Source organism: Mycobacterium sp. SVM_VP21 (assembly GCA_024758765.1).
GTDB lineage: Bacteria > Actinomycetota > Actinomycetes > Mycobacteriales > Mycobacteriaceae > Mycobacterium > Mycobacterium heraklionense_C.
In genome coordinates this window covers 4703295-4729788 of the sequence record CP101406.1, presented here as the reverse complement: position 1 = coordinate 4729788, position 26494 = coordinate 4703295, and the positions used below count along the sequence as shown (strand labels likewise).

Below are 26494 nucleotides of genomic sequence, written 5' to 3'. Positions count from 1 at the left end.
GTCCGGTCTACTGGTATTACGGGCATCGCTTCCGTCGTGTCAGCGGCTCGCCACCATGGTGTGCAGTTCGTCGACGGTCCAGGGCGAGTGGCGCTGGTGATCGCGGTATCCGAGCACCGCGGGGACCGGCCGGTCGAAGCGGCCCAGGAAGCCTCCCGAGGCCAGGAACACCGATCCGCTCACCTCGGCAGACAGGTCGCTGGCCAGGTAGGCGTACAGCGGGGCGACGTAGTCGGCGGGGGCCGGGTCCAGCGAAGCCTGCATGCTGACCTCATCTAACAAACCCCGGGCGTTCAGGTCGCGGATGTGCTTCTCATAGTCATCGCCGGTGGACAACCGGGTCTTGGCGCCCGGACAGACGACATTCGCCCGCACCCCGTAGGGCGCGAGCTCCGCTGCCACCGCCACGGTCAGGCCGTTGATCGCGCCCTTGCCGGCGGGATATCCGGTGCCGCCGTAATCGCCCAGAAATGCCACCGAACCGCTGTTGACGATCGAGCCTCGGCGCTGCTCGGCCATGATCGGCGCGGCCGCCCGGCAGGTCTGAAAGGCCGTGCCCAAATGTGCGTCGAGCAGGTCCTGGAATTGTTCGGTGGACACCGACAGGATCGAGGAGCCGGGGGGTTCGGCGACGCCGGCGCAGTTGATCAGCACGTCGACGCTGCCGTATTCCTCCCGACAGGCCTGGATCAGCGCCACGGCGGTCGCCTCGACATGGGCCGCACCGGCCAGGCCGATCGCCCGCCCACCCGCTGCGGTGATCGCCGCGGTGGTGTCCTCCACCGCCCCCGGGTCCCGGCCATTGACCACCACTCCGGCACCGCACGCCGCCAGCAGCCGCGCCACCGCTCGCCCGATGCCGCGACTGCCGCCGACCACCACGGCACCCCGCGCGGCGAGCAGGTTCTGGGTCACTCGCCCTTCTGCTTATCCAGCACGGCTGCGACGTTGGCCTTCTTGTCCTCGCGCTTGCCCTCGGCGGCGGCCTTGTTGCGCTTGGCAATCACCTTCTCCACCACGGAGTTCAGCCCGGATCCGCGGGGGAAGCCGACGTAATGGGTGATGAAGATGGCCATCTCGCGCAGCTCGTCCTCGGTCAGCTCGCCGTTGTGCAGCGCGGCGTTGACCTGGATCTCCGCGAGGTCCTTCTCCCCCGCCGCGGTCACCACCGTCAGCGTCATCAGGCGCTTGTCGCGCATGGAAAGCCCGGGCCGGCTCCAGATTCGGCCGAACAGGTGATCGGCGGTGAGCGCGAAGTACTCGCCCGGCATGTCGGGCATGTCCCAGGCGTAGACCTCGTTCATCTTGGCCAGCCCGGCACGGCGCAGTTCGTCCATCAGTTCTCTCCTAGTCCTTCCGAGTGCGGTACGCCCAGTCCGGCGGCTAGTTCGGCGAGCGCGACCCGGGCGAGCGGAAGGTCGACCCCGGTGTCCTGTCCCAATCCCAGTGCGAGGCGCAGGTCTTTCTCCCCGAGTCCGCGGGTATGGGTGAAGGCGTTGTACAGGAAGTGGTCCGCCGGCAGCGGTGCGGTCGAGTCCAGCAGCATGATCGCGCCGGGACCGCCGGTGAGCGCATCGGTGTGGCGCACCACTCGGCCCAGCGCCTGCAGATCGAGCCCGGCCGCCTCGGCCAATTTCATAGCTTCGCCGGCCGCCGCGTAGGCGGTGAACGTCAACATGTTGCGCGCCAGCTTCATTCGGGTTCCGGCGCCGGGCTCCCCGGCGTGGATCACCAACGATGCCCACTGCTTGAAAGCCGGCTTGATCTGCTCGTAGACCGCGCGATCGGCACCGACCATGGTGGCCAGTTGGCCCTTCTCAGCCGCGCCGGCACCACCGCTGACCGGAGCGTCGACGACGTGAATGCCGTGGCGCTTGAGCTCCTCAGCCAGCTCGGCGGCCGTGGTGTCGGCGATCGTCGAGTGGATCGCGATGACGGTGCCGGGCTTCGCCGTGGGTACCAGTTCGGCGACCACCTGGCGGACCTGGGCGTCGTCGAGCACCGTGATGCTGATGATGTCGGCGTTCGCGCCGACCTCGGCGACACTGCCGGCTACGCTGGCCCCAGCCTCGGCCAGTGGCGCCATCGCTTCGGTCCGCAGGTCGAAAATCGTTACCCCACCGGGCCAGTCGACCAGACGCTTGGCCATCGGCGCACCCATATTGCCCAGGCCGATGTAGCCGAGGCGGGGCTGTTCTTCCGGGCCGCTCATGAGCGGATGATCTGTCCGCCGTCGACGTTGAAGATCTGGCCGGTGATCCACGACGCCTGATCCGACAGCAGGAACAGGCACATCGGGACGAGATCTTCCGGCGTGCCCATCCGGGCCAGCGGCAGCTGCTGCACCATCTGCTTCACGATGGCCTGCGGGGTGGTGACCCGGTTGGCCTCGGTGTCGATCGGGCCGGGTGCGATCGCGTTGATCCGGATGTTGCGCCAGCCCAGCTCGCGGGAGAGCTGCTGGGTCAGGCCGTTGACGCCGACCTTGGCCAGGCCGTAGAAGTTCGAGTAGACCCATGCCGCGGTGGAGGACTGGTTGACGATCGCGCCGCCGCCGCGCTGAGCCATGTGCTCGTAAACCGCCCGGGTGCAGATCAGTGCGCCGTCCAGATTCACCCGCATGAAGTTCTCGTAGTAGTCCCACGGCACGGTGAGCAGGCCGTCGAGCTTCATCCCGCCGAAGATCGCGGCGTTGTTGACCAGGTAGTCGATTCCGCCGAACTCCGCCACGGCCGCGTCCGCCATGGCCTGCGCCGACTCCAGGTCGGAGACGTCGACGCGCACCGCGATCGCCTTGCCGCCGTCGGCGACGATCTGCTCGGCCACGGTCTTCGCGCCGTCGATGTTGATGTCAGCGACCACCACCGCAGCGCCCTCGCCGGCGAGGGCCTGGGCGTAGGCCTGCCCGATTCCGCCACCGGAGCCGGTGACGATAGCCACCTTGTCGTCGAATTGACCCATCTGCTTGTTCTCCTTGATCCGGTGTTTGTCGTTAGTTCGCTGCTGTCGCAATGGCTTTGATTTCCAGGTATTCCTCGAACCCGGCGATGCCCATCTCGCGGCCATTGCCGGACTGCTTGTAACCGCCGAACGGCATGTCTGCGGAGTACCACACCCCGCCGTTGACGTTGACGGTGCCGGCGCGCACTCGGGCCGCCACCCCCGCCGCCCGCTCGGCGTCGGCACCGTAGACGGTGGCGGACAACCCGTAGGGTGAGTCGTTGGCGATGCGCACCGCGTCGTCGTCGCCGTCATGCGCGATCACGGTGAGCACGGGGCCGAAGATCTCCTCGCGGGCCACCCGCGCCTCGTTGGTGAGCCCGGCGATCACGGTGGGTTCGATGAAGAAGCCGGCGGGCTGATCCGCTGGGCGACCGCCACCGCAGGCGAAGCTCCCGCCCTCGGTGATCGCGAGATCCAGGTAGCTCTGCACCCGGTCACGCTGGCGAGCCGAGATCACCGGGCCGCAGATGGTGCCCGGCTTTGACGGGTCGCCGGCCTTGATCGAGCCCATGGTGCGGGCCGCGATGGCGACCGCCTCGTCGTAGCGAGCCCGGGGCACCACCAGTCGCGTGGTGATCGCGCAGCCCTGCCCGGCGTGCAGGCAGACCGAGAATCCCGCCACCGAGCAGGCCGCAGCCAGGTCGGCATCGTCGAGCACCAGGAAGGCGGACTTGCCTCCCAGCTCCAGGAACACCTTCTTGATGGTGGCGGCGGCGTCCGCCATCACGCTGCGGCCGGTGGCAGTCGAGCCGGTGAACGAAACCAAGTCCACCCGTGGGTCTTTGGCGAGTGTGGCACCCAGCGCGTGGTCGGTCGAGGTGACGATGTTGACCACGCCCGGCGGAATGTCGGTGTTCTCCGCGATCAGCTCGCCGAGTACCGCGGCGACCCATGGAGTGTCGGGTGCGGGCTTGAGCACGACGGTGTTGCCGGCGGCCAGCGCCGGGCCCAACTTGGCCAGGTTGATCTGATGCGGGAAGTTCCACGGGGTGATGGCGCCGACGACGCCCACCGCCTCCCGCACCACCGAGCGTCGAGTGGGGATCCCCATCGGCGCAGCCTGACCGAGATCTTGTGTCCACTCGTAATTTTCGGCGGTGTCCGCGGCGAAACTGAGGTCGTTGATCGGCCCTTCCAGCTGCGCGCCGGCGGTCAGCATCCGGGGCGCGCCCACATCGGCGATGGTCAGATCGCGAAGCTCCTCGACGTGCTCGAGCATCGCGTCCCGCAATTGACGTACGCAGCGCACCCGCAGTTCGGTGTTGGTCGACCAGTCGGTCTCGTCGAACGCCCGGCGTGCCGCGCCGATCGCGCGATCCATGTCGGCGGCGTCGGCATTGGCCGCCTCACCGAGCACCTCTTCGGTGGCCGGGTTGACGGTGGCGAAGCCGCCGGCTCCGCCCGAGGTCAGCTTGCCGTCGATAAGCAGCCGGCTCACGCCGTCAGCCAGTAGCGCCATCAGTCACTCCCGCAGCTTGGTCGCAGTCCCCCGTGAAGAAACACTGCGAAAATGGACACATGTCCGTTATCACCGGCTCGAACCCTAGACCCAGACTTGGCACCCCCGCAACCCTCTCGGCCTGAAACCCTTGCTTCCCAGGGGACTTGCCTAACAAATCCACCTTCGGCTACGTTGGACACGTGTCCAGCGAACCGGTGGCGGCAGTCACATCGTCGAACGCTGCCTTGGCTGAGCCGGCGACCCGGAACCGGCGCCAGGAAGAGACCTTCCGCAAGGTGCTGCGCGCCGGCGTCGAGATGCTGCGGGAGAAGTCCTACGCAGACCTGACCGTGCGCGCCGTCGCGGCCCGCGCCAAGGTCGCCCCGGCCACCGCCTATACCTACTTCTCCTCCAAGAACCATCTGATCGCCGAGGTGTATCTGGACCTGGTCCGCCAGGTCCCCTACTTCACCGACGTCAACGAGCCGATGCCGAGTCGGGTCAACCAGGCGCTGCGGCACCTGGCACTGGTGGTCGCCGACGAGCCCGAGGTCGCGGCGGCCTGCACGGCCGCGCTGCTCAGCGGCAACAGCGACCCGGCGGTCCGCACGGTGCGCGACCGGATCGGCGCGGAGATCCACCGCCGCATCATCTCGGCGTTCGGCCCGGACGCGGACCCCCAGAAGGTCTCTGCCCTGGAGATGACCTTCTTCGGCGCTCTGGTCAACGCCGGCAGCGGCGCCTTCACCTACCACCAGATCACCGATCGGCTGGCCTATGTCGTCAGCCTGATCCTCGAATCAGGAGCACCGCGATGAGCTTGCAGACGGCACCACCCGTCCTCAACCCCTACGACTACGACTTCCACGAGGACCCGTTCCCCTACTACCGGCGCCTGCGCGACGAGGCCCCGGTGTACCGCAACGAAGAGCTCAATTTCTGGGCGATCTCGCGCCACCAAGATGTGCTGCACGGGTTCCGCAACAGCGAAGCGCTGTCCAACCGGGATGGGGTTTCCCTGGACCCGGTCTCCCGCGGCCCGCATGCCCAGCTGGTGATGTCGTTTTTGGCGATGGACGATCCGGCGCATCTGCGGCTTCGCACCCTGGTGTCCAAGGGCTTCACCCCGCGCCGGATCCGCGAGCTCGAACCCCAAGTGGTTCGGCTGGCGCGCCAGCATCTGGATGCCGCGATCCAGCCCGGCTCCGACGGCACCTGCTCGTTCGACTTCATCAACGATTTCGCTGGCAAGCTGCCGATGGACGTCATCTCCGAGCTGATGGGTGTGCCGGAAGCCGACAGGGCCCGGATCCGGGAACTCGCCGACGGGGTGCTGCACCGCGAGGACGGGGTGACCGATGTGCCCCAGTCGGCGATCCAGGCGTCGGTGGATCTGATGACCTACTACAACGCGATGATCGCCGACTTCAAGAAGAACCCGGCCGACAACCTGACCTCCGCACTGCTAGAGACCGAGGTCGACGGCGACCGGCTCGGCGACTCCGAGATCCTGGCGTTCTTGTTCTTGATGGTGATCGCCGGCAACGAGACCACCACCAAACTGCTCGGCAGCTCCGTCTACTGGGGGCACCGCAACCGCGACCAGCTGACCTCGGTGTTCGCCGACCGCTCCCGGATCCCGCTGTGGGTCGAGGAGACACTGCGCTACGACACCCCCAGCCAGATCCTGGCCCGCACCGTTGCCGAGGACTACACACTGCACGGCACCACCATTCCGGCCGACTCGGTGGTGCTGTTGTTGCCCGGTTCCGGAAACCGTGACGAGCGGGTCTTCGACGACCCCGACGACTTCCGGATCGGACGCGACATCGGTTCCAAGCTGCTCAGTTTCGGCAGCGGCGCCCACTTCTGCCTCGGCGCACACCTGGCCCGGATGGAGGCCCGGGTGGCGCTCGACGAACTTTTCAGCCGGATCAGCGACTACCAGGTCGATGAGGCCAACGCCGTGCGAGTGCATTCATCCAACGTGCGCGGCTTCGCCGACCTCCCGATCACCGTCAAGGAGGCATAAATGCCACGCTTCGACCCATCCCCGGACCGACGGCCCGCCATCGTCACGGGCGCATCCTCGGGTATCGGCGCCGCCACCGCAGAAGAGTTGGCGCGCCGTGGTTTCCCGGTAGCCTTGGGCGCCCGGCGTGTGGATAAGCTGGCGAAGCTCGTCGATACCATCCGCGACAATGGCGGCGAGGCCGTCGCGTTCCCGCTCGACGTCACCGACGCCGACTCGGTGAAATCTTTTGTGGCGCAGAGTATCGATGCCCTCGGTGAGATCGAGTTGCTGGTCTCCGGCGCTGGCGACATGTTCCCCGGACGCATTCACGAGCTGCCCACCGAAGCGTTCAACGATCAGATTCAGGTACATCTGATCGGCGCCAACCGGTTGGCCACCGCGGTGTTGCCGGACATGGTCGCCCGCCAGCGCGGTGACGTGATCTTCGTCGGCTCCGATGTGGCTTTGCAGCAGCGTCCACATATGGGTGCCTACGGCGCGGCCAAAGCCGCGCTGGTCGCGATGGTGCACAACCTGCGAATGGAGCTGGAGGGCACCGGGGTACGCGCCTCGATCGTCCACCCCGGTCCGACCCTGACCGAGATGGGCTGGAAGCTGTCGGCCGAACAGGTGGGACCGATGCTCGAAGACTGGGCCAAGTGGGGTCAGGCTCGGCACAGCTACTTCCTTCGCCCGCAAGACCTGGCTCGCGCCATCGCGTTCGTCGCGGAGACCCCGCGCGGCGCACACATCGTCGACATGGAGGTGCAGCCCGAGGCCCCGCTACGCGACACCGCCTCCGATCGCCAGAACCTGCAACTGGGCGAGGAAGGAATGCCGTCATGACCGTCAGTGTTGAGGTTCCCCGCGTTTCCGGGGGCCAGGCCGAGCACGGCCATCTCGAAGAATTCCGCACCGATCCGATCGCGTTGATGCAGCGCGTCCGCGACGAATGCGGCGACGTCGGCTGGTTCGACCTGGCCGGCCGCAAGGTGGTGCTGCTGACCGGTGCCGAAGCCAACGAGTTCTTCTTCCGTTCCACCGACGACGAACTCGACCAAGCCGCCGCCTACCCGTTCATGACTCCGATCTTCGGCAACGGCGTGGTCTTCGACGCTCCGCCGGAGCGGCGCGCAGAGATGTTGCACAACACCGCACTTCGCGGCGAGCACATGAAGCGCCACGCCAGCACCATCGAGCATGAGGTGCGCCAGATGATCGAAGGGTGGGGCGAGAGCGGTGAAATTGATCTACTGGAGTTCTTCGCCGAGCTGACCATCTACACCTCGACGGCGTGCCTGATCGGGCGGAAGTTCCGTGAAGAACTCGACAACCGGTTCGCCCAGCTCTACTACGAACTGGAGAACGGCACCGACCCGCTGTGCTACGTCGACCCGTACCTGCCGATCGAGAGCTTCCGCCGCCGTGACGAGGCCCGCGTCAAGCTGGTCGAACTGGTGCAGGGCATCATGAACGGCCGGCTGGCCAACCCGGAGTCCGACAAGAAACGCCGGGACATGATCGACGTCATGGTGTCGATCCCGGACGAGAACGGAAACCCGCGGTTTTCCGCCGACGAGATCACCGGGATCATCATCTCGATGATGTTCGCCGGGCATCACACCAGCTCGGGAACCAGCGCGTGGACGCTGATCGAGATGCTGCGCCACCCGGAGGCGCACGCCGCAGTGATCGCCGAACTCGACGAGCTGTACGCCGACGGCGGCGAGGTAAGTTTCCATGCGCTGCGCCAGATCCCGAACCTGGAGAACGTGCTCAAAGAGACCCTGCGCATGCATCCGCCGCTGATCATCTTGATGCGGGTGGCCAAGGGTGAGTTCGAGGTCTGCGGCTACCCGATCCACGAAGGCGACATGGTGGCGGCGTCGCCGGCGGTCTCCAACCGGATTCCGGAGAACTTCCCCGAACCTAACGACTTCGTCCCGGAACGCTACAACGAACCGCGCGAGGAAGACGTCATTCACCGCTGGACGTGGATCCCGTTCGGGGCCGGTCGGCACCGCTGCGTCGGGGCGGCGTTTGCCACCATGCAGATCAAGGCGATCTTCTCGGTTCTGCTGCGCGAGTATGAATTCGAGATGTCGCAGCCGCCGGAGAGCTACCGCAACGACCATTCCAAGATGGTGGTGCAACTGGCTCGCCCCGCCAAGGTCCGCTACCGGCGACGCAGCAAGTAGAAGCCGAGGGAGCGCTGAAATGGGTAGCTACACAGTGAAGGTGGACCTGGACCTGTGCCAGGGCCACGCCATGTGCGAGTTGGAGGCGCCCGACTACTTCCAAGTGCCCAAGCACGGCAAGGTCGAGATCCTCGACGCTGAACCACCCGACACCGACCGCCGCCAGATTCAGGCTGCCGTACGGGCCTGCCCCACCCGAGCGTTGTCCATTGAAGAGAAGGAATAGACATGGCGACTTCAGCCCCCCTCCCCCGCGAGGCCTACGAAGAATGGGTCGAGCGCTGGCTGCAGGCCAACCGCGACGCCGAAGCGGCCGGCGACTGGCGGCCGCTGGCCGACTTCTACTCCGATGACGCCACCTACGGCTGGAACATCGGCCCCAAAGAGGACGTCATGTGTGTCGGGATCGACGAGATCCGCGACGTTGCCCTGGGTCTGGAGATGGAGGGGCTGGACAACTGGCAGTACCCCTACCAAAGAGTGCTCATCGACGATAAGCAGGGCGAGATCGTCGGATTCTGGAAGCAGGTCGCCAGGACGGGAGAAGCCGCCGACGACGAATACGAGATTTACGGAATCGGCGGCAGCTGGTTTCGGCTCAACGCCGAGGCGAAGATCGAGTGGCAGCGTGACTTCTTCGACTTCGGTCACGTCCAGAAGCTCTACCTGGACCTGATGACCGCAGGAAAGCTCTCGGCCGGAATGCAGAAGCGCATCGAGCGCAGCCTGGCCGGCGAGAAGCTCCCCGGCTATTACCCGCTGGGCACATCTCCGGTTCCACTCTGGTAGAACACCACTCACTCCAGGAGAACTCGTGGCCATACGCGTCGCCCTGATCGGGACCGGCAACGCCGGAAGTATCGCCCTGCGTGGGCTGATCACCAATCCCGCCTACGAGCTCACCGGAGTGTGGGTCTCGACAGCAGCCAAAGTGGGCAAGGACGCCGGTGAGCTCGCCGGTCTCGACGTCCACACCGGTATCGCCGCCACCGACGACTTCGAGGCGATCATCGGCGCCAAGCCCGAGGCCGCGGTCTACTGCGCGATGGGCGATACCCGACTGCCGGACGCGCTCAAGGACGTCTGCCGGCTGCTGGCCGCCGGCATCAATGTCATCGGAACCGCCCCAGGGGTGTTGCAATACCCCTGGGGCGTCATCCCGGATAAGTTCATCGCGCCTATCGAGGATGCAGCCCGACAAGGCAATTCGAGCGTGTACGTCAACGGTGTCGATCCCGGTTTCGTCACCGACATGGTGCCGCTGGCGTTCGCCAGCACGTGCCAACGCATTGAGCAGATCCGTTGCCTGGAGATCGCCGACTACGCGACCTATGACGGCGCCGAGGTCATGTTCGACGTGATGGGCTTCGGCAATTCGCTCGACAATGTGCCGATGCTGCTGCAGCCCGGCATCTTGAGCATCGCCTGGGGCGCCACAATCCGGGAGTTAGCCGCCGGACTGGGCGTGACCCTGGACGCCATCACCGACTCATCGGAGCGCGAACCCGCCCCGGAAGCCTTCGACATCGCCGCCGGCCATATCCCCAAAGGCGGTGTCGCCGCACTCAAATTCGAGATCAACGGCATCGTCGACGGCAAGCCCCTGATTGTGGTCGAGCACGTCACCCGGCTGCGCAGCGACCTGCGACCAGACTGGGCGCAGCCGGCACAGCCGGGCGGCTCCTATCGGGTGGAGATCACCGGCGAACCGTCCTACTCCGTCGATATCTGCCCGACCAGCCGGCACGGCGATCACAACTACGCCGCGATCGCCGTCGGTGTTGGCCGGGTGGTCAACGCGATTCCCGCCGTCGTCGCGGCACCGGCCGGAATCGTCACCACCCTCGACCTGCCGTTGGTCGGCGCACCCGCCGTCATCGCGACAACCACCGACTGAGACACCGAAGACAACCCACCACCGGACTGAAAGGCGGAATGCACATGGGACGTGTAGACGGCAAGGTAGCCCTGATCAGCGGGGGTGCACGCGGCATGGGCGCGGCCGATGCCCGGATGCTGATCGGCGAGGGCGCCAAAGTGGTCATCGGCGACGTGCTGGACGAAGAGGGCGCGGCGCTCGCGGCGGAGCTGGGTGACGCCGCGCGGTATGTGCATCTCGACGTCCGGGACCCGGAGCAGTGGGCCGCCGCGGTGAGCGTCGCGGTCGAGACGTTCGGGAAGCTGAACGTGTTGGTCAACAACGCCGGGACCGTCGCGCTGGGGCCGTTGCGCAAGTTCGATCTGGACCAGTGGCACAACGTCATTGACGTGAATCTCAACGGCACGTTCCTGGGCATGCGCGCGTCCATCGATTCGATGATCGCCGCCGGCGGCGGATCGATCATCAACGTGTCCTCGATCGAGGGTCTGCGCGGGGCAGCCTTTGTGCACCCCTATGTGGCCTCGAAATGGGCGGTGCGCGGACTGACCAAATCCGCCGCTCTCGAACTGGCGCGCCACAACATTCGGGTCAACTCGCTGCACCCCGGTTTCATCCGCACCCCGATGACCGAGCATCTGCCCGAGGACATGGTGACGATCCCGCTGGGGAGGCCCGGCACCTCCGACGAAGTCGCCACCTTCGTGCTGTTCCTAGCCAGTGACGAGTCTTCCTACGCCACAGGCTCGGAGTTCGTCATGGACGGCGGTCTGGTCACCGATGTTCCGCACAAAAATGGTTGACACCCGGTCATACACCTAGCCATCATGTGTATGCCCGAGCGAGGTCCATGCTCCAGTGACAACCAAAGGTGTTCGTCTTGACATCAACGCAATCAGCTTGTCCGTTCGGTTCGGGTTTCGATTTCACCGACCCGGATGTCCTGCTCCACGGCATGCCGATCACCCAGTTCGCCGAGCTGCGCAAGACCGCGCCGATCTGGTGGAACGAACAGCCGTCGCACAGCAACATCTTCGATGACGGCGGCTACTGGGTTATCAGCAAACACCAACACATCAAAGAGATCTCGCGCGACAACGACGTGTGGTCAACCAACGCCAAGGGCGCGGTCATGCGGTTGCCCGACGGCATCACCGCCGACCAGCTGGATCTGACCAAGGCGCTGTTGATCAACCACGACCCGCCCGAGCACACCCGGCTGCGCAAGCTGGTGTCGCGACTGTTCACGCCCCGCTCCGTGGCTGCGCTGGAGGAGACGCTGGCCCAGTCGGCCCGCGAAATCGTCGCCGCGGCGGCCGAGAAGGACAGCGGCAATTTCGTCGACGACATCGCGATGCGGCTGCCGCTGTTGGCGATCGCCGATCTGCTCGGGGTTCCCGAGGCCGATCGGGAAAAGCTGTTTCACTGGACCAACTCGATCATGAACACCGATGACCCGGATTTCGACTCCGATCCGGCGATGGCAAACGCTGAGTTGATGGGCTACGCCTACACGATGGCCGAGGAGCGACGGCGCTGTCCGGCCGACGACATCGTCACCCGGCTGGTCCAGGCCGACATCGACGGTGAATCACTCGGCGAGACCGAATTCGCGTTCTTCGTCATCCTGCTGGCGGTGGCGGGCAACGAGACCACCCGCAACGCCATGACGCACGGCATCAACGCGTTCGCCGAACACCCCGATCAGTGGGAGCTCTACAAGCGGCAGCGGCCCGAGACCGCCGTCGACGAGATCGTGCGCTGGGCAACCCCGGTGCACTGCTTCCAGCGCACCGCCAAAGTCGACACCGAACTGGGTGGAGTGGCCATCAGCAAAGGACAGCGGGTCGGGTTGTTCTACAGCTCAGCCAACTACGACGAAGAGGTCTTCGACCGGCCGTTCAGCTTCGACATCCTGCGCGACCCGAACCCGCACTTGGCGTTCGGCGGGCAAGGCACCCACTACTGCATCGGTGCCAACTTGGCCCGGATGGAGATCCGGCTGATCTTCGACGAAATCGCCAACCAGCTCCCAGATATCACGAGAATGGCGAAGCCCCGCCGACTGCGTTCCGGCTGGATCAATGGCGTCAAAGATCTACAGGTCGCCTACCACGGCTAGGCCGTCAGCAGCGCGGCCCGGCGGTGCGGTCCCAGGGGTTCCAAGGGGTTCGAACGAACCTTCCCGCGGCCCGGTAGTCGGTTATAGGCTCCGAGCAGGGGACTGCCGGACGTCCGAGAAATTCAAAAGGAAAGCAGGTTCGCGGTGAAGACAAAGGGTGCGTTGCTCTGGGAGTTCAACAAGCCGTGGTCGGTCGAAGAGATCGAGATCGGTGAGCCCCAGAAAGACGAGGTCAAGATTCAGATGGAGGCGGCCGGCATGTGCCACTCCGACCACCACCTGATGACCGGCAGCATCCCCATGGCCGGCTTCCCGGTGCTCGGCGGGCACGAGGGCGCCGGCATCGTCACCGAGGTCGGGCCCGGAGTGGAAGACATCGCCCCCGGCGACCACGTCGTGCTGTCCTTCATCCCGTCCTGCGGCAGCTGTCCGACCTGTCAGTCCGGACTGCGCAACCTGTGCGACCTGGGCGCTGGACTGCTCAACGGCGTGGCCGTCAGCGACGGCACCTTCCGCGTCACCGCGCGCGGCCAGGGCGTCTACCCGATGACACTGCTCGGCACCTTCTCGCCGTGGATGGTGGTGCACAAATCCTCGGTGGTCAAGATCGACCCGTCGATTCCGTTCGAGGTGGCCTGCCTGGTCGGCTGCGGTGTCACCACCGGCTACGGGTCGGCTGTCCGCAGCGCCGACATCCGCCCGGGCGAGGACGTCGCGATCGTCGGTGTCGGCGGGGTCGGTATGTCCGCACTGCAGGGCGCGGTCAACGCCGGTGCCCGCAACATCTTCGTCATCGACCCGGTGGACTGGAAGCGCGACCAGGCGCTGAAGTTCGGCGCCACCCACGTCTACCCCGACATCTTCGCCGCGATGGGCGGCATGATGGAGGTCACCGCCGGCCTGATGGCCCGCAAGGTGATCGTCACGGTCGGCGAGGTGCACGGCGCAGACGTCGACAACTACATGGTCTTGACCGCCAAGGGCGGCACCTGCGTGCTCACCGCGATGGGATCCATGCTCGACAACCAGGTCACGCTCAACCTGGCGATGCTGACGCTGCTGCAGAAGAACCTGCAGGGCACCATCTTCGGCGGCGGAAACCCGCAGTACGACATCCCGCAGCTGCTGTCGATGTACAAGGTCGGCAAGCTGAACCTCGATGACATGGTGACCCGCCAGTACAAGCTGGAGCAGATCAACGAGGGCTACCAGGACATGCTGGACGGCAAGAACATTCGCGGCATCATCCGCTACACCGACGCGGACCGGTAAGTCATCGGTTGACTCTGCGCTGACCAGGCAACCTACTCGCACTTTTGCCTGGTAGGCGCAGAGTCAACAGAGGAATTAGGCCGGCCGAAAGACCAGGCTGACCTTGAGCCTGGTCCGGTTGCCGACCATGCCCAGGAAGTTGCCTTCCACCGCGAACTGCTTGCGGGTGACGGTCGCCTCGGTGGTCAGCCGTACCCCGCCGTCTTCGAGCGGGGTCACCTCGACTTTCAACGGCAACGGTCCGGTGATGCCCTTGACAGTCAGCTCGGCGTCCAGCCGAGCGACGTCGCCGCCGGCGGGCTCTCCACCGGCGACCACGACGGTGATGTCGGGGTAATGGTCGGTGTTGAAGAAGTTTGATCGGCGCAGGTCGTGGTCACGGGTGCCCAATCCGGTGTTGATCGAGGCGGCCTTGATATCAACCCTGCCCGTCACCGTTTTGTCGTCCTTGATCTCGCCGCTGCCGCTGAATTCGGTAAACGCGCCCCGGACCTTCAGCGCGCCCCACATGGTTCCGTTCTCGAAGCGGATGCTTGATTGCTCCGGATCCAGATTCCAGGTTCCCACTGCCTTAGGACTGCTGAGAAAGGTTGCGACAGATGACATCTCATCTCCTCCGCCTCTAGCGTGGCAAGCCCGCGCGATAGGTATCAGCTCGTCCTCGATAATACGCAGCAGCGGCCGTTTAATCTGGCAGTCGGCGCATATGCTGATCCCATGACCACCGTGTTCACCAAAATCATCAACCGGGAGCTGCCGGGCCGATTCGTCTACGAGGACGACGACGTCGTCGCCTTCTTGACCATCGAGCCGATGACCCAAGGCCACACGCTGGTGGTGCCCCGCGCCGAGCTCGACGGGTGGCAGGACATTGACGGCGCCGCCTTCGGCCAGGTGATGGCGGTGGCCCAGAAGATCGGCAAAGCGGTGTGCCGAGCGTTCGACACCGAGCGGGCCGGCATGATCATCGCGGGCCTGGAAGTTCCTCACCTGCATGTCCACGTCTTTCCGACCCGCAGCCTGTCCGACTTCGGTTTCACCGGGGTGGATCGCAATCCGTCAGCAGAATCGCTCGACGATGCGCAGGCCAAGATCAAGGCCGCACTGGCCGAACTGGGCTGAGACTCAGACGATCTCGGCGGGTAACTCGGCCGCGCGGGCCGAGGTGTCGGCAAGACGCGGCAGCGAGACCCGGAAGGTGCAGCCCTGCCCCGGCGGCGAGCTGACGGTCACCGAGCCGTGGTGCGCTCGGGTCAGCGAGTCGACGATCGACAGCCCCAACCCGGTGCCGCCGCTGGCCCGCGCCCGCGATGAGTCGGTCCGGAAGAACCGTTCGAAGACCCGCTCCACATCCTGCTCGCTCATCCCAGGCCCCTGGTCGACGACCTCGAGGATGGCGTCATCGCCCTCGGTGCCGACCCGCACGGTGATCGCGGTCCCGTCCGGGGTGTGCTGCAGCGCGTTGGAGACCAGGTTGCTCAGCACCTGCCGCAGCCGCGCTTCGTCGCCGAGCACTTCGGGGGTTCCGGGGCCGTCGAAGACCTCGAGTTCAACGGCGCGATTCGGTGCGGTGGCCCGGGCATCGTGCACCGCGTCGGTGGCCAACACCAACAGGTCGACCCAATGGCGCTCCAGCGGACGCTGAGCATCGGTTCTGGCCAGCAACAGCAGGTCCTCGACGAGCAGTCCCATCCGGCGGGCTTCGCTTTCGATGCGCGACATCAGCAGTTCCACATCGCGCGCCGCGCCCTGCCGGTACAGCTCGGCGAAGCCGCGAATCGTGGTCAGCGGGGTGCGCAGTTCGTGGCTGGCATCGGTGATGAACCGCCGCATCCGTTCCTCGGAGACGCGCGCGCTTTCCGCCGAGTCCGCTGAGGAGGCCACGGCCTCCTGGATCTGCGCCAGCATGCCGTTGAGTGCCAACGTGAGGCGTCCGACTTCGGTACGCGGATCACGTTCGGGCACACGACTGTCCAACTGACCGGCAGCGATCGCCGCCGCGGTCCGTTCGACCTCAGCGAGCGGCCGCAAGCTGCGGTTGACCACCAGATAACCGGCGGCGCCCAACACCAGCAGCACCGCGACGTCGATCGCAACCCGCGACCAGGCCAGGTAGCGCAGCGTGGCCCGGGGATCGGACAGATCCCGGGCGACGGTGATCAGCCTGCCGTTCTCGCCGTGCACCGACAACGCCCGCCACTGCACGCCCGACCCGTCGACGGAGCCGATCGTGATCGGCACCGATCCCACATCGTTGTCCGGCGGCAGCAACGGCTCGGCGTTCTGGTCATTGACGACGGTCCAGATGCTGCCGTCGGGGTCTACGTCGCGGACGTAGAAGCTCGTCGGCGGCCGGCCGGGACTGGGGTCCTCACCCTCCCTCGACGGCAGCCGCCCGCGCTGTTCCACGGCCCAGCCGTGGGCGGCGTCGATGAGCGTGGCGTCGATCCTGCTGATCAGGCGATGCCGCAGGATCGTGTTGACGGCGTACCCCTGCGCCAGCAGCCCGACGGCCACCATGGCCAGAGTGGCAGCCACCAAACTGACTTTCAGCGGCAAGATGTCCCGAAGGGGTTTGACCGTCCCCATATCTTTCGACCTATAACCCGTTCCCGGCCTTCACCGGCCACAGTCGTTCGTCGCACCTCGCGTTCATCGCGGCTCGCGCAGCACATAGCCGACCCCACGCAGCGTGTGCAACAGGCGCTTTTCGCCGGTGTCGATCTTGCGCCGTAGGTAGGAGACATAAGACTCCACCACGTTGACGTCGCCACCGAAGTCATAGCGCCAGACGTGGTCCAGAATCTTCGGCTTGCTCAGCACCGTGCCGGCATTGATCACGAAGTACCGCAACAGCGTGAACTCGGTGGGCGACAACGACACCGGCTGGCCGGACTTCCACACTTCGTGGGTGTCCTCATCGAGTTCGATGTCGGCGAACGTCAGCCGGGAGTTGCGCGGCTCCTGGGCGCCCTTACCCGCCCGGCGCAGGATGACCCGCAGCCGCGCCACCACCTCCTCCAAGCTGAACGGCTTGGTCACGTAGTCGTCGCCACCGAGGGTCAGCCCGGTGATCTTGTCCTGCAGTGAGTCGCGCGCGGTCAAGAACAGCGCGGGCGCGTCGATGCCGTCGGCGCGCAGCCGGCGCAGCACCCCGAAGCCATCCATGCCCGGCATCATCACGTCGAGAATCACCGCGTCAGGGCGGACCTCACGCGCGCGGTCCAGCGCCGCCGGTCCACTGGAGGCGGTGTAGACCTCGAAGCCCTGGAATTTGAGACTGACCGCCAGCAGTTCCACAATGTTCGTCTCGTCATCAACGACGAGAACTCGGGCCTCCGGTGCGGCGTCTTGCGCGGCTGTTGCTCCCATAGCGTCAATTCCCTCGCGGTCCGGTGAAAATGACCTGGATATTGGCTGTACGTTTGTTGTCAATCAAACTAGCTGATAGCTGCTCCCAATGCCCCCTAGACTGACCTGGTGAGCCTGGTCAAACAGCTGATTGCCGTGTCCACCGCCCCGGCGCGCATCGGTCTGTCGATCGCCGACGCCAGTCTCGGCGTCGCCACGACAGCGCTGGGACTGGCTCGCCAGGCCCTGGGCGATGCCGGAAAGCAGGGCGCAAACAGCTCGATGGCCCACATGCTGGGCCTGGATGACACCATCGCCCGGGCCAACCGGCTGGCCAAGTTGATGGACGACGACGCGCCGCTGGGGCGTGCGCTGGCGCCGGGCGGGCCGGCCGATCGGCTGCTGGCGCCGGGCGGCCTGGTCGACCAACTGACCGGACCGGGCGGAGTGATCGACCGGCTCACCGCCGAGGGTGGCGGGCTCCAGCGGGCCCTGCAGCCCGGCGGCCTGGTGGATCAGCTGACCGACGAAGACGGGTTGATCGAACGGCTGCTGGCCGAGGACGGCCTGGCCGACCGGTTGCTGTCCGAAGGCGGGCTGATCGACAAGCTGACCGCCCGCAACGGGCCCCTGGAGCAGCTCGCCGGCGTCGCCGACACCCTGAGCCGACTGGCCCCCGGGATGGAAGCTCTGGAACCGGCAATCGAGACCCTGCAGGAGGCGGTGATCGCGCTGACCATGGTGGTCAATCCGCTGAGCAATATCGCCGAACGCATCCCGCTACTGCCTCGCCGATCCAGCCGCCGCTCGTCGCCCCGGACGGTGCGCTCCCAACGGGTGATCGACACCGATGTCCCAAGTGCCGACGGCCCCTGAACGGAGGCCGGTGCCTCAATAGGACCGGCCATCGGCGTACCGCTGTCGCCGGTAGTAGCGACCGTTGCCGCGACTTTTCGCTTTGTACGTCGGCAGCTGACTGTCGCAATTGGGACAAACGAGCCGCAGATTCTCACGACGATTGTTGCTTGCATCTCCATCGAGGTGATCGATGATCAGCGTCAAGGTCACGCCGTTCCACTTGCCCTCGATGCCGCAGATCGCACAGCAACCGCCGTGCTGCTCGTGGTCCCGGACATAGTTGCCTAGGTACGACGTGCGACCACAGACTCCGGTGTCGAGCCAGGCCTCCAAGAGCGTCGGCGGTGCGGCTGTTGGCAACGCTATCCATCAGTGCCGACAGAAATGGAGCCGCGTGAGAGACTCGAACTCTCGACATCCGCTTTACAAGAGCGACGCTCTACCAACTGAGCTAACGCGGCCGGGTTCGGCTCAATGAGCCACGGCGATTGTACGACGAGGTGATGTCGTCGAGCGGCCCGCTCCCGCCGACTCGAGCCGGCAGAGGCGCAAGCCGGCGCTGTCGGTGTCGCCCAGTCGGCGGAAACTCACGGAACGAGCGCCTTTAAAACGTTAGGTCGTCAGTTCAATCCTGACAGGGGGCTCCACCACCGGCGTTTTGCCCGCCCGCCCGGCTTCCCAGCCGCGGGACGCAGCCGGCGAGCCCCTTCCAAATCACCCTTTCATCAGAGAACTCGTTGACTGATGCGCGTTTATATGCTTACGCTCATTCACTAACAATGGAAATCTTAAGTCGCAGTTCAGCGATCGAGATGGGGGAAACCATGCAACGCACCTTCCAGCCACTTCTGACCGGCACCTTCGCGGTAGCCACCGCGGCGTTGATCTCCGTGGCGCCCGTCGCCCCGCAACTTCCCCAGATACAGCACCAGGCAGTGGCGCTGACGGCGGCGTCATCAGCAGCTGGCGACGACGTCATCAATCTCGGCTTCCTCGTCATCGACGGCAGCACCGTCGGACTGTTCCCGCTGGGCCCGATGGCCGACCTGCTCGGCCTGGGCAACGTCACGCTGGCCCAGATCGTCGACTTCCTGGGGATGGGCGACGACCAACTGAGCACCCTGCTGCCCGGCCTGGTCGACGGCCTCGGACTGGGCAACGCCACCCTCGGCGACTTGGCCGACAGCATGGGACTGTCCGACATGCACCTCCTGCCCCTGCTCACCGGCTTGCTCAACGGGCTGGGCCTGGACGGGATCACGCTCGGCGACCTGGTCACCGGCGTGGGACTGGGCGATGAGAACGTCGGCGCGCTGCTCACCAACCTGGTCGACGGCCTGGGCCTGGGCGACACCACGGTGAATCAGCTGGTCAGTGGCCTGGGCTTCGGCAACATGGAGCTGAGCCAGCTGGCGCCGCTGCTCACCGCCATGGGCAACGCCGTACCGGGCCTGAATGACATCACCTTCGGTGACCTGGTGAGCGGCCTGGGCCTGAACAACGTGCAGACCGGCGACCTGCTCACCGATCTGGGCGCCAACCCCGCCAGCCTCACCGGGTTCCTCGATCTGATCGGCCTGGTGCCCGGCCTCAACGGACTTACCACCGTCGGCGGCTTCGTGGGACTGCTCGGCCTCACCGACGCCCCGGTCTTCCCCGGCCTGGTGACACTGCTCACCGATCCGGACATTCCACTCGGCGGCATCCACGTCAGCAGCGCACTCGACGTCCTGGGCTTCGGCAACGCCACCCTCGACCAGATGCTCGGCGCCGTGACGCCGAGCCTGAACATGTCGGTCAACAGCCTGCTCAGCGGCCTGGGCATCGACGACGCCGCCCTGGGTGGTCTGCTCGGTGGGCTGATCGCGCCCAGCGCGACGATTGGGGGCCTCCTGGACTCGCTGGGGCTCTCCGGCAACACCCTGGACAGCCTGATCTCCGGCCTGCTGAACACCTCCGCGCTGGACGGCGTGCTCAACAGCACCCTGGACCAGCTGCTGGGCAACCTCGGCGTCGGCGACGCGACCATCGACGACCTGCTGAACGGCTTGGACCTCTACGACCACGCCCTGTTCAGCTTCACCTTCTGAAGACAGAACAACGCAAAACACCGCGGCGACGGGAGACCGTCGCCGCGGTGTTTTGGCATTGATCTAGTCGCGTCGCAGGAAGTCCAGCACGACGCTTTCGAAGGCGTCCTTGGCCTCGATCATGGTCCAGTGCCCGCAGTTGGGGAAGACGTGCAGCTCGGCGTTGGGGATGGTCCGCATCGGGATCAGCGCCATGTCCAGCGGGCTGACCCGGTCGTCGCGACCCCAAGTGATCAGGGTCGGGCATTGCACCCGGTGCATCATCGCCCACGGCATCGGCCCCTTGGATGCGGCCATCATCTGCATCATCGCGTTGTAGGCCTTCTTGCCGTACATCCGCCGGGCGCTCGCCAGCGTCTCGGGGTCGGTGGCCAGCGCCCAGCGCTCCTCGATCAGCTCTTCGGTCACCACGGCCGGGTCGTAGACCATCGACTCCAGCCAGCGCACCAGTGATTCGCGGCTGGGGTTGTCGGTGAAGTCCTGCAGCAGCCGGACGCCCTCGGTGGGCCCCGGCGTCAGCAGGTTGGTGCCGATCCCGCCGATCGTCACCAGTCTGCGGACTTTGTCAGGATTGGCGGTCGCGAAGTTGATCCCGACGCCGCCGCCCATCGAGTTGCCCACGATGCTGAACCGGTCCAGGCCCAGCGCCTCGGCGAACGCCGGCACCGCGCCGAACGCCGTCACCATCGGGTGCCCGCCGAAGTCGTCGCTGACGCCGAAGCCGGGAAACTCCAGCACCAGGCAGCGGAAGTGCTCGGCGAACGCGGGCAGCACGCCGCGGTAGTTGCGCCACCCGGTCACCCCCGGCCCGGAGCCGTGCAGCAACAGCAGCGTGGGCCCGTCGCCGGCCTCGTGGTAGCGCAGCACCCCCTGCTCGGTGGTGACCTCGCGCAGGGTCTCGTCGTGGCTCAGCTCTGCCGGCATGTGTCTCCTCAAAAGTCCCCGAAACTCTTTAGACACGCTAACGCCGGGGGCCGCCGGTCACGGTGTCGGGGTCGGGATCTTGCCCGCGCTCGCCCCGCCGTCGACGGCCAGTTCGGCTCCGGTCACATACGCCGAGGCATCCGAGGCCAAGAAGGCGACCACATCGGCGACTTCGGAGGGCAGCCCGATGCGGGTCAGCGGTGCTGCCGGGTGTCGGCCCGGCCCGGGCTGGATGCCCAGATGCGCGACCATCGGGGTGTCGATCATGCCGGGGTGTACCGAGTTGACTCGAATCCCATAGGGCCCCAACTCGATTGCGGCGACCTTCGTCATGCCGCGCAGTCCCCACTTCGACGCCCCGTAGGCGCTGTAGCCGGCCAGACCCTGCAATCCGGCTTGCGATGACACATTGATCACCGACCCGCCGCCGCTGGCCTGCATTGGCTTCACCACCGCCTTGACGCCCAGAAACGCCCCGATGAGGTTGACCCGCAGCATCGCCTCGAAACCCGCAACGGACTGCTCGACGAGCGGAATCGACTGGCAGATCGCGGCGTTGTTGACCAACACGTCGAGACGCCCGAACTCACCGACCACAGTATCGACCACGGTCTTCCACCCGGCCTCGTCGCCGACATCGTGACGCACGAACCGGGCCCCGAGTTCGGTGGCGATGCGCTCCCCTTCGTCGGCCAGCACATCCGTGAGCACCACACGAGCACCGAGCTCGGTGAACAACCGGGCCTCAGCGGCGCCCTGACCGCGTGCCGCTCCGGTGATGATGGCGACCTTCCCGGTCAGATCCACGCCTGCCATCAGTCACGGTCCTGATCGATACCGGTCAACATCAGTTCCGAAACGCGCCGGGGGAACTCGGTGAACTTCGCCATCGGAACAATGCTTCGCGGCATGATGACGTGCCGGCGGTTGCGCTCGATCGCCCCCGCAATGGCCTCCGATACCGCCACCGGGTCAAGCGATTCGCGGGGAATCATCCGCCACCGAATAGACCGCTCGATGGTGCGCCGGGCCGGCCCGAATGCCCGGATGTGGTCGATCATGTCCGTCTTGACCTCGCCGATCTGCACCAGCGTGGTGCCGACCGGCTTGCCCCGTAACTCTCCGCGGATCCCAGCGGTGAAGTGGCTCAGCCCCGCCTTCGACGACCCGTACAGGGTCAGCCCGGGCCCCTGGGAGATGGCGCCCATCGACGACACGTTGACGATATGGCCACGACCGCGGCGCACCATGCCAGGTATCACCTGACGGCACAGTTCCATCGGCGCGGCCAGATTGACCTGCAGCAGATTCCGTATCTGTTCGGGGCTCGCCTCGTGAAACCTGCCGACGTGGTCGACGCCGGCGTTGTTGATCAAGATGTCCACCGGACCGTCTGCCTCGACCCGGTCGACGAGGCCCTCCACTGCCGTCGGGTCGCCCAGGTCGGCCGGATAGGCCTGGCCGCCCAGTTCTTTGGCCAATACCTCCAGGGCGGCACCGTCGCGCGCCACCAGTGCCACTGCGCAACCATGCGCGGTCAACACTTCGGCGATGCGCTTGCCGAGCCCGCGGCTGGCGCCGGTGATGAGCACCCGGCTGTTCTGCAGTTTCATGGCGCCCTTTCTTCTTCTGTTAGGCCTGTGACAGATGGTCAGATGTCTTGTTGCCCAAGGCATTGCGCAGGACGGCACATACGTCCTCGTTTGCTTCACGAGCCAACGGCAAGTGGTCGGCCAGGTTGAAGAAGCCGTGGAAGCCGTCGTCATAGCGCCGTACCGTGGCCGGAACTCCAGCGCCGCGCAGCCGGGCCGCGAAGTCTTCGCCTTCCTCGCACAACGGGTCCAGCGCTCCCGTCACAACGTGCGCAGGTGGCAGCCCGGCGAATTCGCCAAGAATCGGCGACGCCAGCACGTTGGTACGGTCGCCTTCACGGCCGAGGTACTGCTCGGTGAACCACTGCATATGCGACCCCGTGAGCACGCCATTTTTGGCGTGCTGGCTGGCCGTCGACGACTTCCGTCGCTGGTCGACGACGGGGTAGATCAGCACCTGCAACGCGATCTTCGGTCCGCCTCGATCGCGGGCCAGCATGGCCACCACGGCGGCGAGATTGCCGCCGGCACTGTCCCCGGCGATCACCAGCCGCGCCGCGTCGGCGCCGAGTTCGTCGGCGTGACCGGCCACCCATTCGGTGGCAGACCAGGCGTCATGCACGGCCGCAGGGAATGGGTGTTCGGGCGCCAACCGGTAGTCGACCGACACCACCACGGCCCCCGATCCATTCGCCAGCCGTCGGCAGCACGAGTCGTGTGAATCGAGGTCGCACAGCACGAATCCGCCGCCGTGGAAGTAGACCAGCACCGGCGGCCGTTCACCGGATGCGCCCGTACTGGCCGGGTAGTAGATCCGCACCGGCAGCGACGTCGCCGCATCCGGGCCCGGAATGAGGCGATCCTCGATTCGCGCCACCGGCACCGGGACAGCCGGCCGGCGACTGGCCTTCAGTTTGGCCCGGACCTCAGCTGCGTTGCCATTGCCAGCAGCGATCGACGCGAACGCCGCACCCATCCGGTCGGCGGTCTCGCGCTTCATCGAATCGGGGGTCGGTCGGCTCATCGGGCACTCCCTTCGAGTGGCTGCAGGCAGACCACATCCCCGACCTGGAGCGGGTCAGCGGTCCGCAACGCCAGCCGCCCTGGTCCAGGGGGTTTTCTCGGCTTCACAAGCTGCACAATATTGCGGCATTGGCCGCACCCGAGCCGCTGCGTCTCACTGGGTGAGACAAACGGTCTTTCCCGACACAGCTGCATGCCACAGTGACTCATGCCACACACCACGGCGCCGTGGAAGCGACGCGCGTGCCAGCCAATCCAGCCAGTGAGGTGAGAGATGCGTCGCCTGAAAGGCGAGGACAACAGTTTCTTCGCATGGGAGAACGAGGTGCAGCCGCAATACACGATCAAGGCGGTCGTGCTCGACCCGAGCCAGGGACGTGAGGCGGTCACCTTGGAGACGGTCCGGGCCGCGGTTCCAGCGTTGGTGCAACACGTCGAACCACTGCAGTGGCAGTTGCTGATGCCGCGCCTGGGGTTCGGTCGGCCCTGGTGGGTCGCGCGCCCCAGCATCGACCTCGATTACCACGTCAAACACACGACCGCGGCGGCACCCGGCGGTGACTGTGAACTCGCGGCGGTAATCGGCGAGATCTTGGAATCCGATACCGAGCGGCACCGCCCGCCCTGGCAACTGTGGTACGTAGACGGTCTCGCCGACGGGCGGGTGGCCTTCGTCCTGAAGGTTCACCACGCCATTGCCGACGGCATGGCCTCCCTGCGGCTCCTCGAGACCATCTACAGCACCGACCCCGACGCCCCGGTTCCCACACCGCCGTCCACGCCACCGGCGGTCGAACGGCGCCCGGCGCTGTCGACATGGCTGCCGATGGTGCTGCGCCATCAGGCCGACGCCGCACTGAACTTCCCGCGCATCATTGCCCGCAGTGTGCGCGTGGCCGGCATCATGCGCCGTCGCCAGAAGTCCGGTAAGCCCGGCTACGCCGCTGCATTCTCCGCACCCGGAACGCGGTTTAACGCGCCACTGACGACCAGCCGCAGGTTTGCCTACCACAGCTGCGACATGTCGACCATCAAACAGGTCGGCAAGGCTTTCGGCGTCACGGTCAACGATGTGTTCCTGGCCGTGTGCAGCGGTGCGCTGCGCGAATTCCTGGACCGCAACGGCGAACTGCCCGTCGAGACGCTGACCGCGGTGGTCCCGGTGTCGATGCGCCCGCCCGGCGCTGGGACCGACTGGGGCAACCACGTCGCGCGGTGGAACGTGGTGCTCGCGACCGATATCGCCGATCCGGCCGAGCGTCTTCATGCCATCGCCGACGCCACAAGGACGGCCCGCGAAGTGCAAGCGGAGCGAGATGCCCTGCTACAGCACGACTGGATGGAGTACTGGCCGCTGTTCTGGTTCTATTCACGCGCGTTGCCACTGGTCAGTGAACGGATGACGGGCCGACCCACCTTCAGCCTGATCGCATCCAACATGCGGGGTCCACAGCGCCGCCTGTACTGGGCTGGAGCACCGATCGAGAAGCTCATTTCGACGGGCCCGGTGGTGTTTCCCATGGGCCTGAACTTCACCGGGTGGAGTTATGAGGACCAGATGACTATCTGCACGCTCGTCTGCGGCGACCATGTCTCCGACGCGTGGCAGATCGCGGACGGTCTGCCCCGGGCACTCGCGGAGTTGGCGGCCCTGGCACCGACCGCACCCGAGTCAGTCGACGAAGCCGTCTGACAGGCCGTCCAGCAGCCGCGCGGTCAGCCCGAAGCACGCGTGCGTGCCCTGCCACAGCCGGCTGACCGGATCCGAGGAGGCCAGCGCATGACGCCGGCTGCTGGCCAGCAGATCATCGGCCGCATCACGTGCTCGTGCGGCGGCCTGCAGCTGTGCGGTTGCCGCCGTGCGCACCATCTCGGCGTCGGCACTACCACCGTCCGCCGGCAGCGTTGCACTGAGCTGGAGTCTGGCGGCGTCGATATCGCAGGCAGCACGACCCACATGGGCCGTCGACGATGGCCGATCCATGACCTCCTCGCTGCCGTAGGAGGCCGACAGTCGCTGGCGGATCTCCCCGACGTGCCGGTGCCACACCCCATCGGCCGCCCCGATCACCGTCGCTGCCGCCCCCGCGCCGGGCAGCGCCGACGCCGAAGACGGGAAGATGCGGCGGGCTGGCACGGCAACGTCAGACACTTTGACGTCGCAGATGTCTATCCCGAGCAGTCCGGACGGGTTGCGCACCGGCTCGGCGTTCACCTGCGCGCGGGGCAGCAGCACCCGGTAACGGCCATCGTCACCGTCAGCGGTCAACAGGAGCCAATCCGCGAAATCCGCGCCGCCGACCGCGTGCCAACAGCCGGTCAGTTGGGATTCCGCACCGGCGAGCACCAGACGTCCTTCCGAGCAGTAGCCCGGTGCGATCAGCGCCGTGCTGTCACCGCCCCATACTTCGTCGGCCACCGCGCCGGGCAGGCTGCCGACCTCGTGGGCCGCCGCGTTGAACATCGCGGTAAGCCATCCCAGCGATGCGTCCAGCGCCGCCAACTCCGAGACCGCCACGAGGAACTCCTCGGCCGTGACCGCAGGGCCTCCGTAGCGCACCGGTTGCAACATTCGCCATCCGCCACACTGCTGCATCACCGCCGTCAATTGCGGTGTCGACGGCCACTTTTCGCCTTCGACAGCAACGACCGGCGCCACCACGTCGAGAATCTCGCGCGCGACGCTGTGCACAGTCGACGGTCGGGTCATTCCCACCTCCTTGTGCG

The 26494-nt window shown here is 66.2% G+C and carries 28 protein-coding genes and 2 tRNA genes; 15 read left to right on the top strand and 15 right to left on the bottom strand.

Features of this window, described 5'->3' with window-relative positions:
- Window positions 1-39: 39 nt before the first annotated feature.
- From NM962_22130 to NM962_22110, 5 genes are read right to left on the bottom strand one after another with little or no spacing between them, the layout of a single operon-like run.
- Window positions 40-915, bottom strand: coding sequence for an SDR family oxidoreductase (locus NM962_22130; GenBank protein ID UVO12503.1), 876 nt, complete (start codon window positions 913-915; stop codon window positions 40-42).
- Window positions 912-1337 carry a carboxymuconolactone decarboxylase family protein gene (locus tag NM962_22125; GenBank protein ID UVO12502.1) on the bottom strand — a complete coding sequence of 142 codons (426 nt, stop codon included), beginning with the start codon at window positions 1335-1337 and terminating at the stop codon, window positions 912-914. Before NM962_22125 ends, NM962_22130 begins: the two co-directional genes overlap by 4 nt.
- Window positions 1337-2212 (bottom strand): NAD(P)-dependent oxidoreductase, encoded by an 876-nt coding sequence (locus NM962_22120; GenBank protein ID UVO12501.1) that lies wholly within the window; start codon window positions 2210-2212, stop codon window positions 1337-1339. Before NM962_22120 ends, NM962_22125 begins: the two co-directional genes overlap by 1 nt.
- Window positions 2209-2961: an SDR family oxidoreductase gene (locus NM962_22115; protein UVO12500.1), complete on the bottom strand. Its 753-nt coding sequence runs from the start codon at window positions 2959-2961 to the stop codon at window positions 2209-2211. The genes NM962_22120 and NM962_22115 overlap by 4 nt, the downstream gene beginning before the upstream one ends.
- Window positions 2962-2992: 31 nt before the next feature.
- Window positions 2993-4462, bottom strand: coding sequence for an aldehyde dehydrogenase (locus NM962_22110; protein UVO12499.1), 1470 nt, complete (start codon window positions 4460-4462; stop codon window positions 2993-2995).
- Window positions 4463-4659: 197 nt separating this feature from the next.
- On the opposite strand from NM962_22110, the gene NM962_22105 reads away from it, so the two are divergent.
- The 10 genes from NM962_22105 to NM962_22060 all read left to right on the top strand — a co-directional run bounded on the left by NM962_22105 (window position 4660) and on the right by NM962_22060 (window position 13929).
- Window positions 4660-5262: a TetR family transcriptional regulator gene (locus NM962_22105; protein ID UVO14897.1), complete on the top strand. Its 603-nt coding sequence runs from the start codon at window positions 4660-4662 to the stop codon at window positions 5260-5262.
- Entirely contained in the window at window positions 5259-6476 is a 1218-nt protein-coding gene (locus NM962_22100) for a cytochrome P450 (protein UVO12498.1), read from the top strand. The genes NM962_22105 and NM962_22100 overlap by 4 nt, the downstream gene beginning before the upstream one ends.
- Window positions 6477-7304, top strand: coding sequence for an SDR family oxidoreductase (locus NM962_22095; protein ID UVO12497.1), 828 nt, complete (start codon window positions 6477-6479; stop codon window positions 7302-7304).
- Entirely contained in the window at window positions 7301-8656 is a 1356-nt protein-coding gene (locus tag NM962_22090; GenBank protein ID UVO12496.1) for a cytochrome P450, read from the top strand. The genes NM962_22095 and NM962_22090 overlap by 4 nt, the downstream gene beginning before the upstream one ends.
- A gap of 19 nt (window positions 8657-8675) precedes the next feature.
- Window positions 8676-8882 carry a ferredoxin gene (locus tag NM962_22085; GenBank protein UVO12495.1) on the top strand — a complete coding sequence of 69 codons (207 nt, stop codon included), beginning with the start codon at window positions 8676-8678 and terminating at the stop codon, window positions 8880-8882.
- A 2-nt stretch (window positions 8883-8884) separates the two neighbouring features.
- On the top strand, window positions 8885-9445 hold the full coding sequence (locus NM962_22080) for a nuclear transport factor 2 family protein (protein UVO12494.1): 561 nt from the start codon (window positions 8885-8887) through the stop codon (window positions 9443-9445).
- Between the two features lie 25 nt (window positions 9446-9470).
- Window positions 9471-10553: a diacylglycerol kinase gene (locus tag NM962_22075; GenBank protein UVO12493.1), complete on the top strand. Its 1083-nt coding sequence runs from the start codon at window positions 9471-9473 to the stop codon at window positions 10551-10553.
- A gap of 44 nt (window positions 10554-10597) precedes the next feature.
- Window positions 10598-11338, top strand: a complete 741-nt coding sequence (locus tag NM962_22070; GenBank protein ID UVO12492.1) for a glucose 1-dehydrogenase — start codon at window positions 10598-10600, stop codon at window positions 11336-11338.
- Window positions 11339-11415: 77 nt separating this feature from the next.
- Window positions 11416-12657 (top strand): cytochrome P450, encoded by a 1242-nt coding sequence (locus NM962_22065; GenBank protein ID UVO12491.1) that lies wholly within the window; start codon window positions 11416-11418, stop codon window positions 12655-12657.
- 144 nt (window positions 12658-12801) lie between these two features.
- Entirely contained in the window at window positions 12802-13929 is a 1128-nt protein-coding gene (locus NM962_22060; protein UVO12490.1) for an NDMA-dependent alcohol dehydrogenase, read from the top strand.
- A gap of 75 nt (window positions 13930-14004) precedes the next feature.
- On the opposite strand, the gene NM962_22055 is transcribed toward NM962_22060, so the two are convergent.
- Entirely contained in the window at window positions 14005-14535 is a 531-nt protein-coding gene (locus tag NM962_22055; protein UVO12489.1) for a YceI family protein, read from the bottom strand.
- A gap of 111 nt (window positions 14536-14646) precedes the next feature.
- Here NM962_22055 and NM962_22050 point away from each other — a divergent pair, with 111 nt between their 5' ends.
- Window positions 14647-15051: an HIT family protein gene (locus NM962_22050; GenBank protein ID UVO12488.1), complete on the top strand. Its 405-nt coding sequence runs from the start codon at window positions 14647-14649 to the stop codon at window positions 15049-15051.
- Between the two features lie 3 nt (window positions 15052-15054).
- Here the strand turns inward: NM962_22050 and NM962_22045 are convergent, their stop codons facing one another.
- Complete coding sequence (locus NM962_22045) at window positions 15055-16518, bottom strand: HAMP domain-containing histidine kinase (GenBank protein ID UVO12487.1); 1464 nt, start codon at window positions 16516-16518, stop codon at window positions 15055-15057.
- 63 nt (window positions 16519-16581) lie between these two features.
- Window positions 16582-17301 carry a response regulator transcription factor gene (locus NM962_22040; protein UVO12486.1) on the bottom strand — a complete coding sequence of 240 codons (720 nt, stop codon included), beginning with the start codon at window positions 17299-17301 and terminating at the stop codon, window positions 16582-16584.
- A gap of 108 nt (window positions 17302-17409) precedes the next feature.
- Between NM962_22040 and NM962_22035 the strand changes: the two genes are divergently transcribed.
- Complete coding sequence (locus NM962_22035; protein ID UVO12485.1) at window positions 17410-18156, top strand: hypothetical protein; 747 nt, start codon at window positions 17410-17412, stop codon at window positions 18154-18156.
- A 15-nt stretch (window positions 18157-18171) separates the two neighbouring features.
- On the opposite strand, the gene NM962_22030 is transcribed toward NM962_22035, so the two are convergent.
- The gene (locus NM962_22030; protein ID UVO14896.1) at window positions 18172-18471 is read right to left on the bottom strand and encodes an HNH endonuclease; all 300 of its coding nucleotides are present in this window, start codon (window positions 18469-18471) and stop codon (window positions 18172-18174) included.
- A gap of 52 nt (window positions 18472-18523) precedes the next feature.
- Window positions 18524-18599 (bottom strand) — tRNA-Thr (locus tag NM962_22025).
- Window positions 18600-18708: 109 nt separating this feature from the next.
- Between NM962_22025 and NM962_22020 the strand changes: the two genes are divergently transcribed.
- Together NM962_22020 and NM962_22015 are read left to right on the top strand one after the other, a co-directional pair.
- Window positions 18709-18785: transfer RNA gene (locus tag NM962_22020), tRNA-Leu, on the top strand.
- Between the two features lie 177 nt (window positions 18786-18962).
- Window positions 18963-20228 carry a hypothetical protein gene (locus NM962_22015; protein UVO12484.1) on the top strand — a complete coding sequence of 422 codons (1266 nt, stop codon included), beginning with the start codon at window positions 18963-18965 and terminating at the stop codon, window positions 20226-20228.
- Window positions 20229-20291: 63 nt separating this feature from the next.
- On the opposite strand, the gene NM962_22010 is transcribed toward NM962_22015, so the two are convergent.
- From NM962_22010 to NM962_21995, 4 genes are read right to left on the bottom strand one after another with little or no spacing between them, the layout of a single operon-like run.
- Window positions 20292-21152: an alpha/beta fold hydrolase gene (locus NM962_22010; protein UVO12483.1), complete on the bottom strand. Its 861-nt coding sequence runs from the start codon at window positions 21150-21152 to the stop codon at window positions 20292-20294.
- A gap of 57 nt (window positions 21153-21209) precedes the next feature.
- Window positions 21210-21968 carry an SDR family oxidoreductase gene (locus NM962_22005; protein ID UVO12482.1) on the bottom strand — a complete coding sequence of 253 codons (759 nt, stop codon included), beginning with the start codon at window positions 21966-21968 and terminating at the stop codon, window positions 21210-21212.
- Window positions 21968-22765 carry an SDR family NAD(P)-dependent oxidoreductase gene (locus NM962_22000; GenBank protein ID UVO12481.1) on the bottom strand — a complete coding sequence of 266 codons (798 nt, stop codon included), beginning with the start codon at window positions 22763-22765 and terminating at the stop codon, window positions 21968-21970. Before NM962_22000 ends, NM962_22005 begins: the two co-directional genes overlap by 1 nt.
- A 19-nt stretch (window positions 22766-22784) precedes the next feature.
- Complete coding sequence (locus NM962_21995) at window positions 22785-23768, bottom strand: alpha/beta hydrolase (protein UVO12480.1); 984 nt, start codon at window positions 23766-23768, stop codon at window positions 22785-22787.
- A 273-nt stretch (window positions 23769-24041) separates the two neighbouring features.
- Here NM962_21995 and NM962_21990 point away from each other — a divergent pair, with 273 nt between their 5' ends.
- Window positions 24042-25460, top strand: coding sequence for a wax ester/triacylglycerol synthase family O-acyltransferase (locus NM962_21990; protein ID UVO12479.1), 1419 nt, complete (start codon window positions 24042-24044; stop codon window positions 25458-25460).
- On the opposite strand, the gene NM962_21985 is transcribed toward NM962_21990, so the two are convergent.
- Window positions 25440-26477: a hypothetical protein gene (locus NM962_21985; GenBank protein UVO12478.1), complete on the bottom strand. Its 1038-nt coding sequence runs from the start codon at window positions 26475-26477 to the stop codon at window positions 25440-25442. The two genes, NM962_21990 and NM962_21985, sit on opposite strands and share 21 nt — an antisense overlap.
- Window positions 26478-26494: the final 17 nt, after the last annotated feature.

Excerpts from the sequence above, each read along its gene's own strand:
- NM962_22125 (UVO12502.1), bottom strand. The coding sequence starts at position 1,337 with ATGGACGAACTGCGCCGTGCCGGGCTGGCCAAGATGAACGAGGTCTAC.
- NM962_22120 (UVO12501.1), bottom strand. The coding sequence starts at position 2,212 with ATGAGCGGCCCGGAAGAACAGCCCCGCCTCGGCTACATCGGCCTGGGC.
- NM962_22115 (UVO12500.1), bottom strand. The coding sequence starts at position 2,961 with ATGGGTCAATTCGACGACAAGGTGGCTATCGTCACCGGCTCCGGTGGC.
- NM962_22110 (UVO12499.1), bottom strand. The coding sequence starts at position 4,462 with ATGGCGCTACTGGCTGACGGCGTGAGCCGGCTGCTTATCGACGGCAAG.
- NM962_22100 (UVO12498.1), top strand. The coding sequence starts at position 5,259 with ATGAGCTTGCAGACGGCACCACCCGTCCTCAACCCCTACGACTACGAC.
- NM962_22095 (UVO12497.1), top strand. The coding sequence starts at position 6,477 with ATGCCACGCTTCGACCCATCCCCGGACCGACGGCCCGCCATCGTCACG.
- NM962_22090 (UVO12496.1), top strand. The coding sequence starts at position 7,301 with ATGACCGTCAGTGTTGAGGTTCCCCGCGTTTCCGGGGGCCAGGCCGAG.
- NM962_22085 (UVO12495.1), top strand. The coding sequence starts at position 8,676 with ATGGGTAGCTACACAGTGAAGGTGGACCTGGACCTGTGCCAGGGCCAC.
- NM962_22080 (UVO12494.1), top strand. The coding sequence starts at position 8,885 with ATGGCGACTTCAGCCCCCCTCCCCCGCGAGGCCTACGAAGAATGGGTC.
- NM962_22070 (UVO12492.1), top strand. The coding sequence starts at position 10,598 with ATGGGACGTGTAGACGGCAAGGTAGCCCTGATCAGCGGGGGTGCACGC.
- NM962_22055 (UVO12489.1), bottom strand. The coding sequence starts at position 14,535 with ATGTCATCTGTCGCAACCTTTCTCAGCAGTCCTAAGGCAGTGGGAACC.
- NM962_22050 (UVO12488.1), top strand. The coding sequence starts at position 14,647 with ATGACCACCGTGTTCACCAAAATCATCAACCGGGAGCTGCCGGGCCGA.
- NM962_22045 (UVO12487.1), bottom strand. The coding sequence starts at position 16,518 with ATGGGGACGGTCAAACCCCTTCGGGACATCTTGCCGCTGAAAGTCAGT.
- NM962_22040 (UVO12486.1), bottom strand. The coding sequence starts at position 17,301 with ATGGGAGCAACAGCCGCGCAAGACGCCGCACCGGAGGCCCGAGTTCTC.
- NM962_22015 (UVO12484.1), top strand. The coding sequence starts at position 18,963 with ATGCAACGCACCTTCCAGCCACTTCTGACCGGCACCTTCGCGGTAGCC.
- NM962_22010 (UVO12483.1), bottom strand. The coding sequence starts at position 21,152 with ATGCCGGCAGAGCTGAGCCACGACGAGACCCTGCGCGAGGTCACCACC.
- NM962_22005 (UVO12482.1), bottom strand. The coding sequence starts at position 21,968 with ATGGCAGGCGTGGATCTGACCGGGAAGGTCGCCATCATCACCGGAGCG.
- NM962_22000 (UVO12481.1), bottom strand. The coding sequence starts at position 22,765 with ATGAAACTGCAGAACAGCCGGGTGCTCATCACCGGCGCCAGCCGCGGG.
- NM962_21995 (UVO12480.1), bottom strand. The coding sequence starts at position 23,768 with ATGAGCCGACCGACCCCCGATTCGATGAAGCGCGAGACCGCCGACCGG.
- NM962_21990 (UVO12479.1), top strand. The coding sequence starts at position 24,042 with ATGCGTCGCCTGAAAGGCGAGGACAACAGTTTCTTCGCATGGGAGAAC.
- NM962_21985 (UVO12478.1), bottom strand. The coding sequence starts at position 26,477 with ATGACCCGACCGTCGACTGTGCACAGCGTCGCGCGCGAGATTCTCGAC.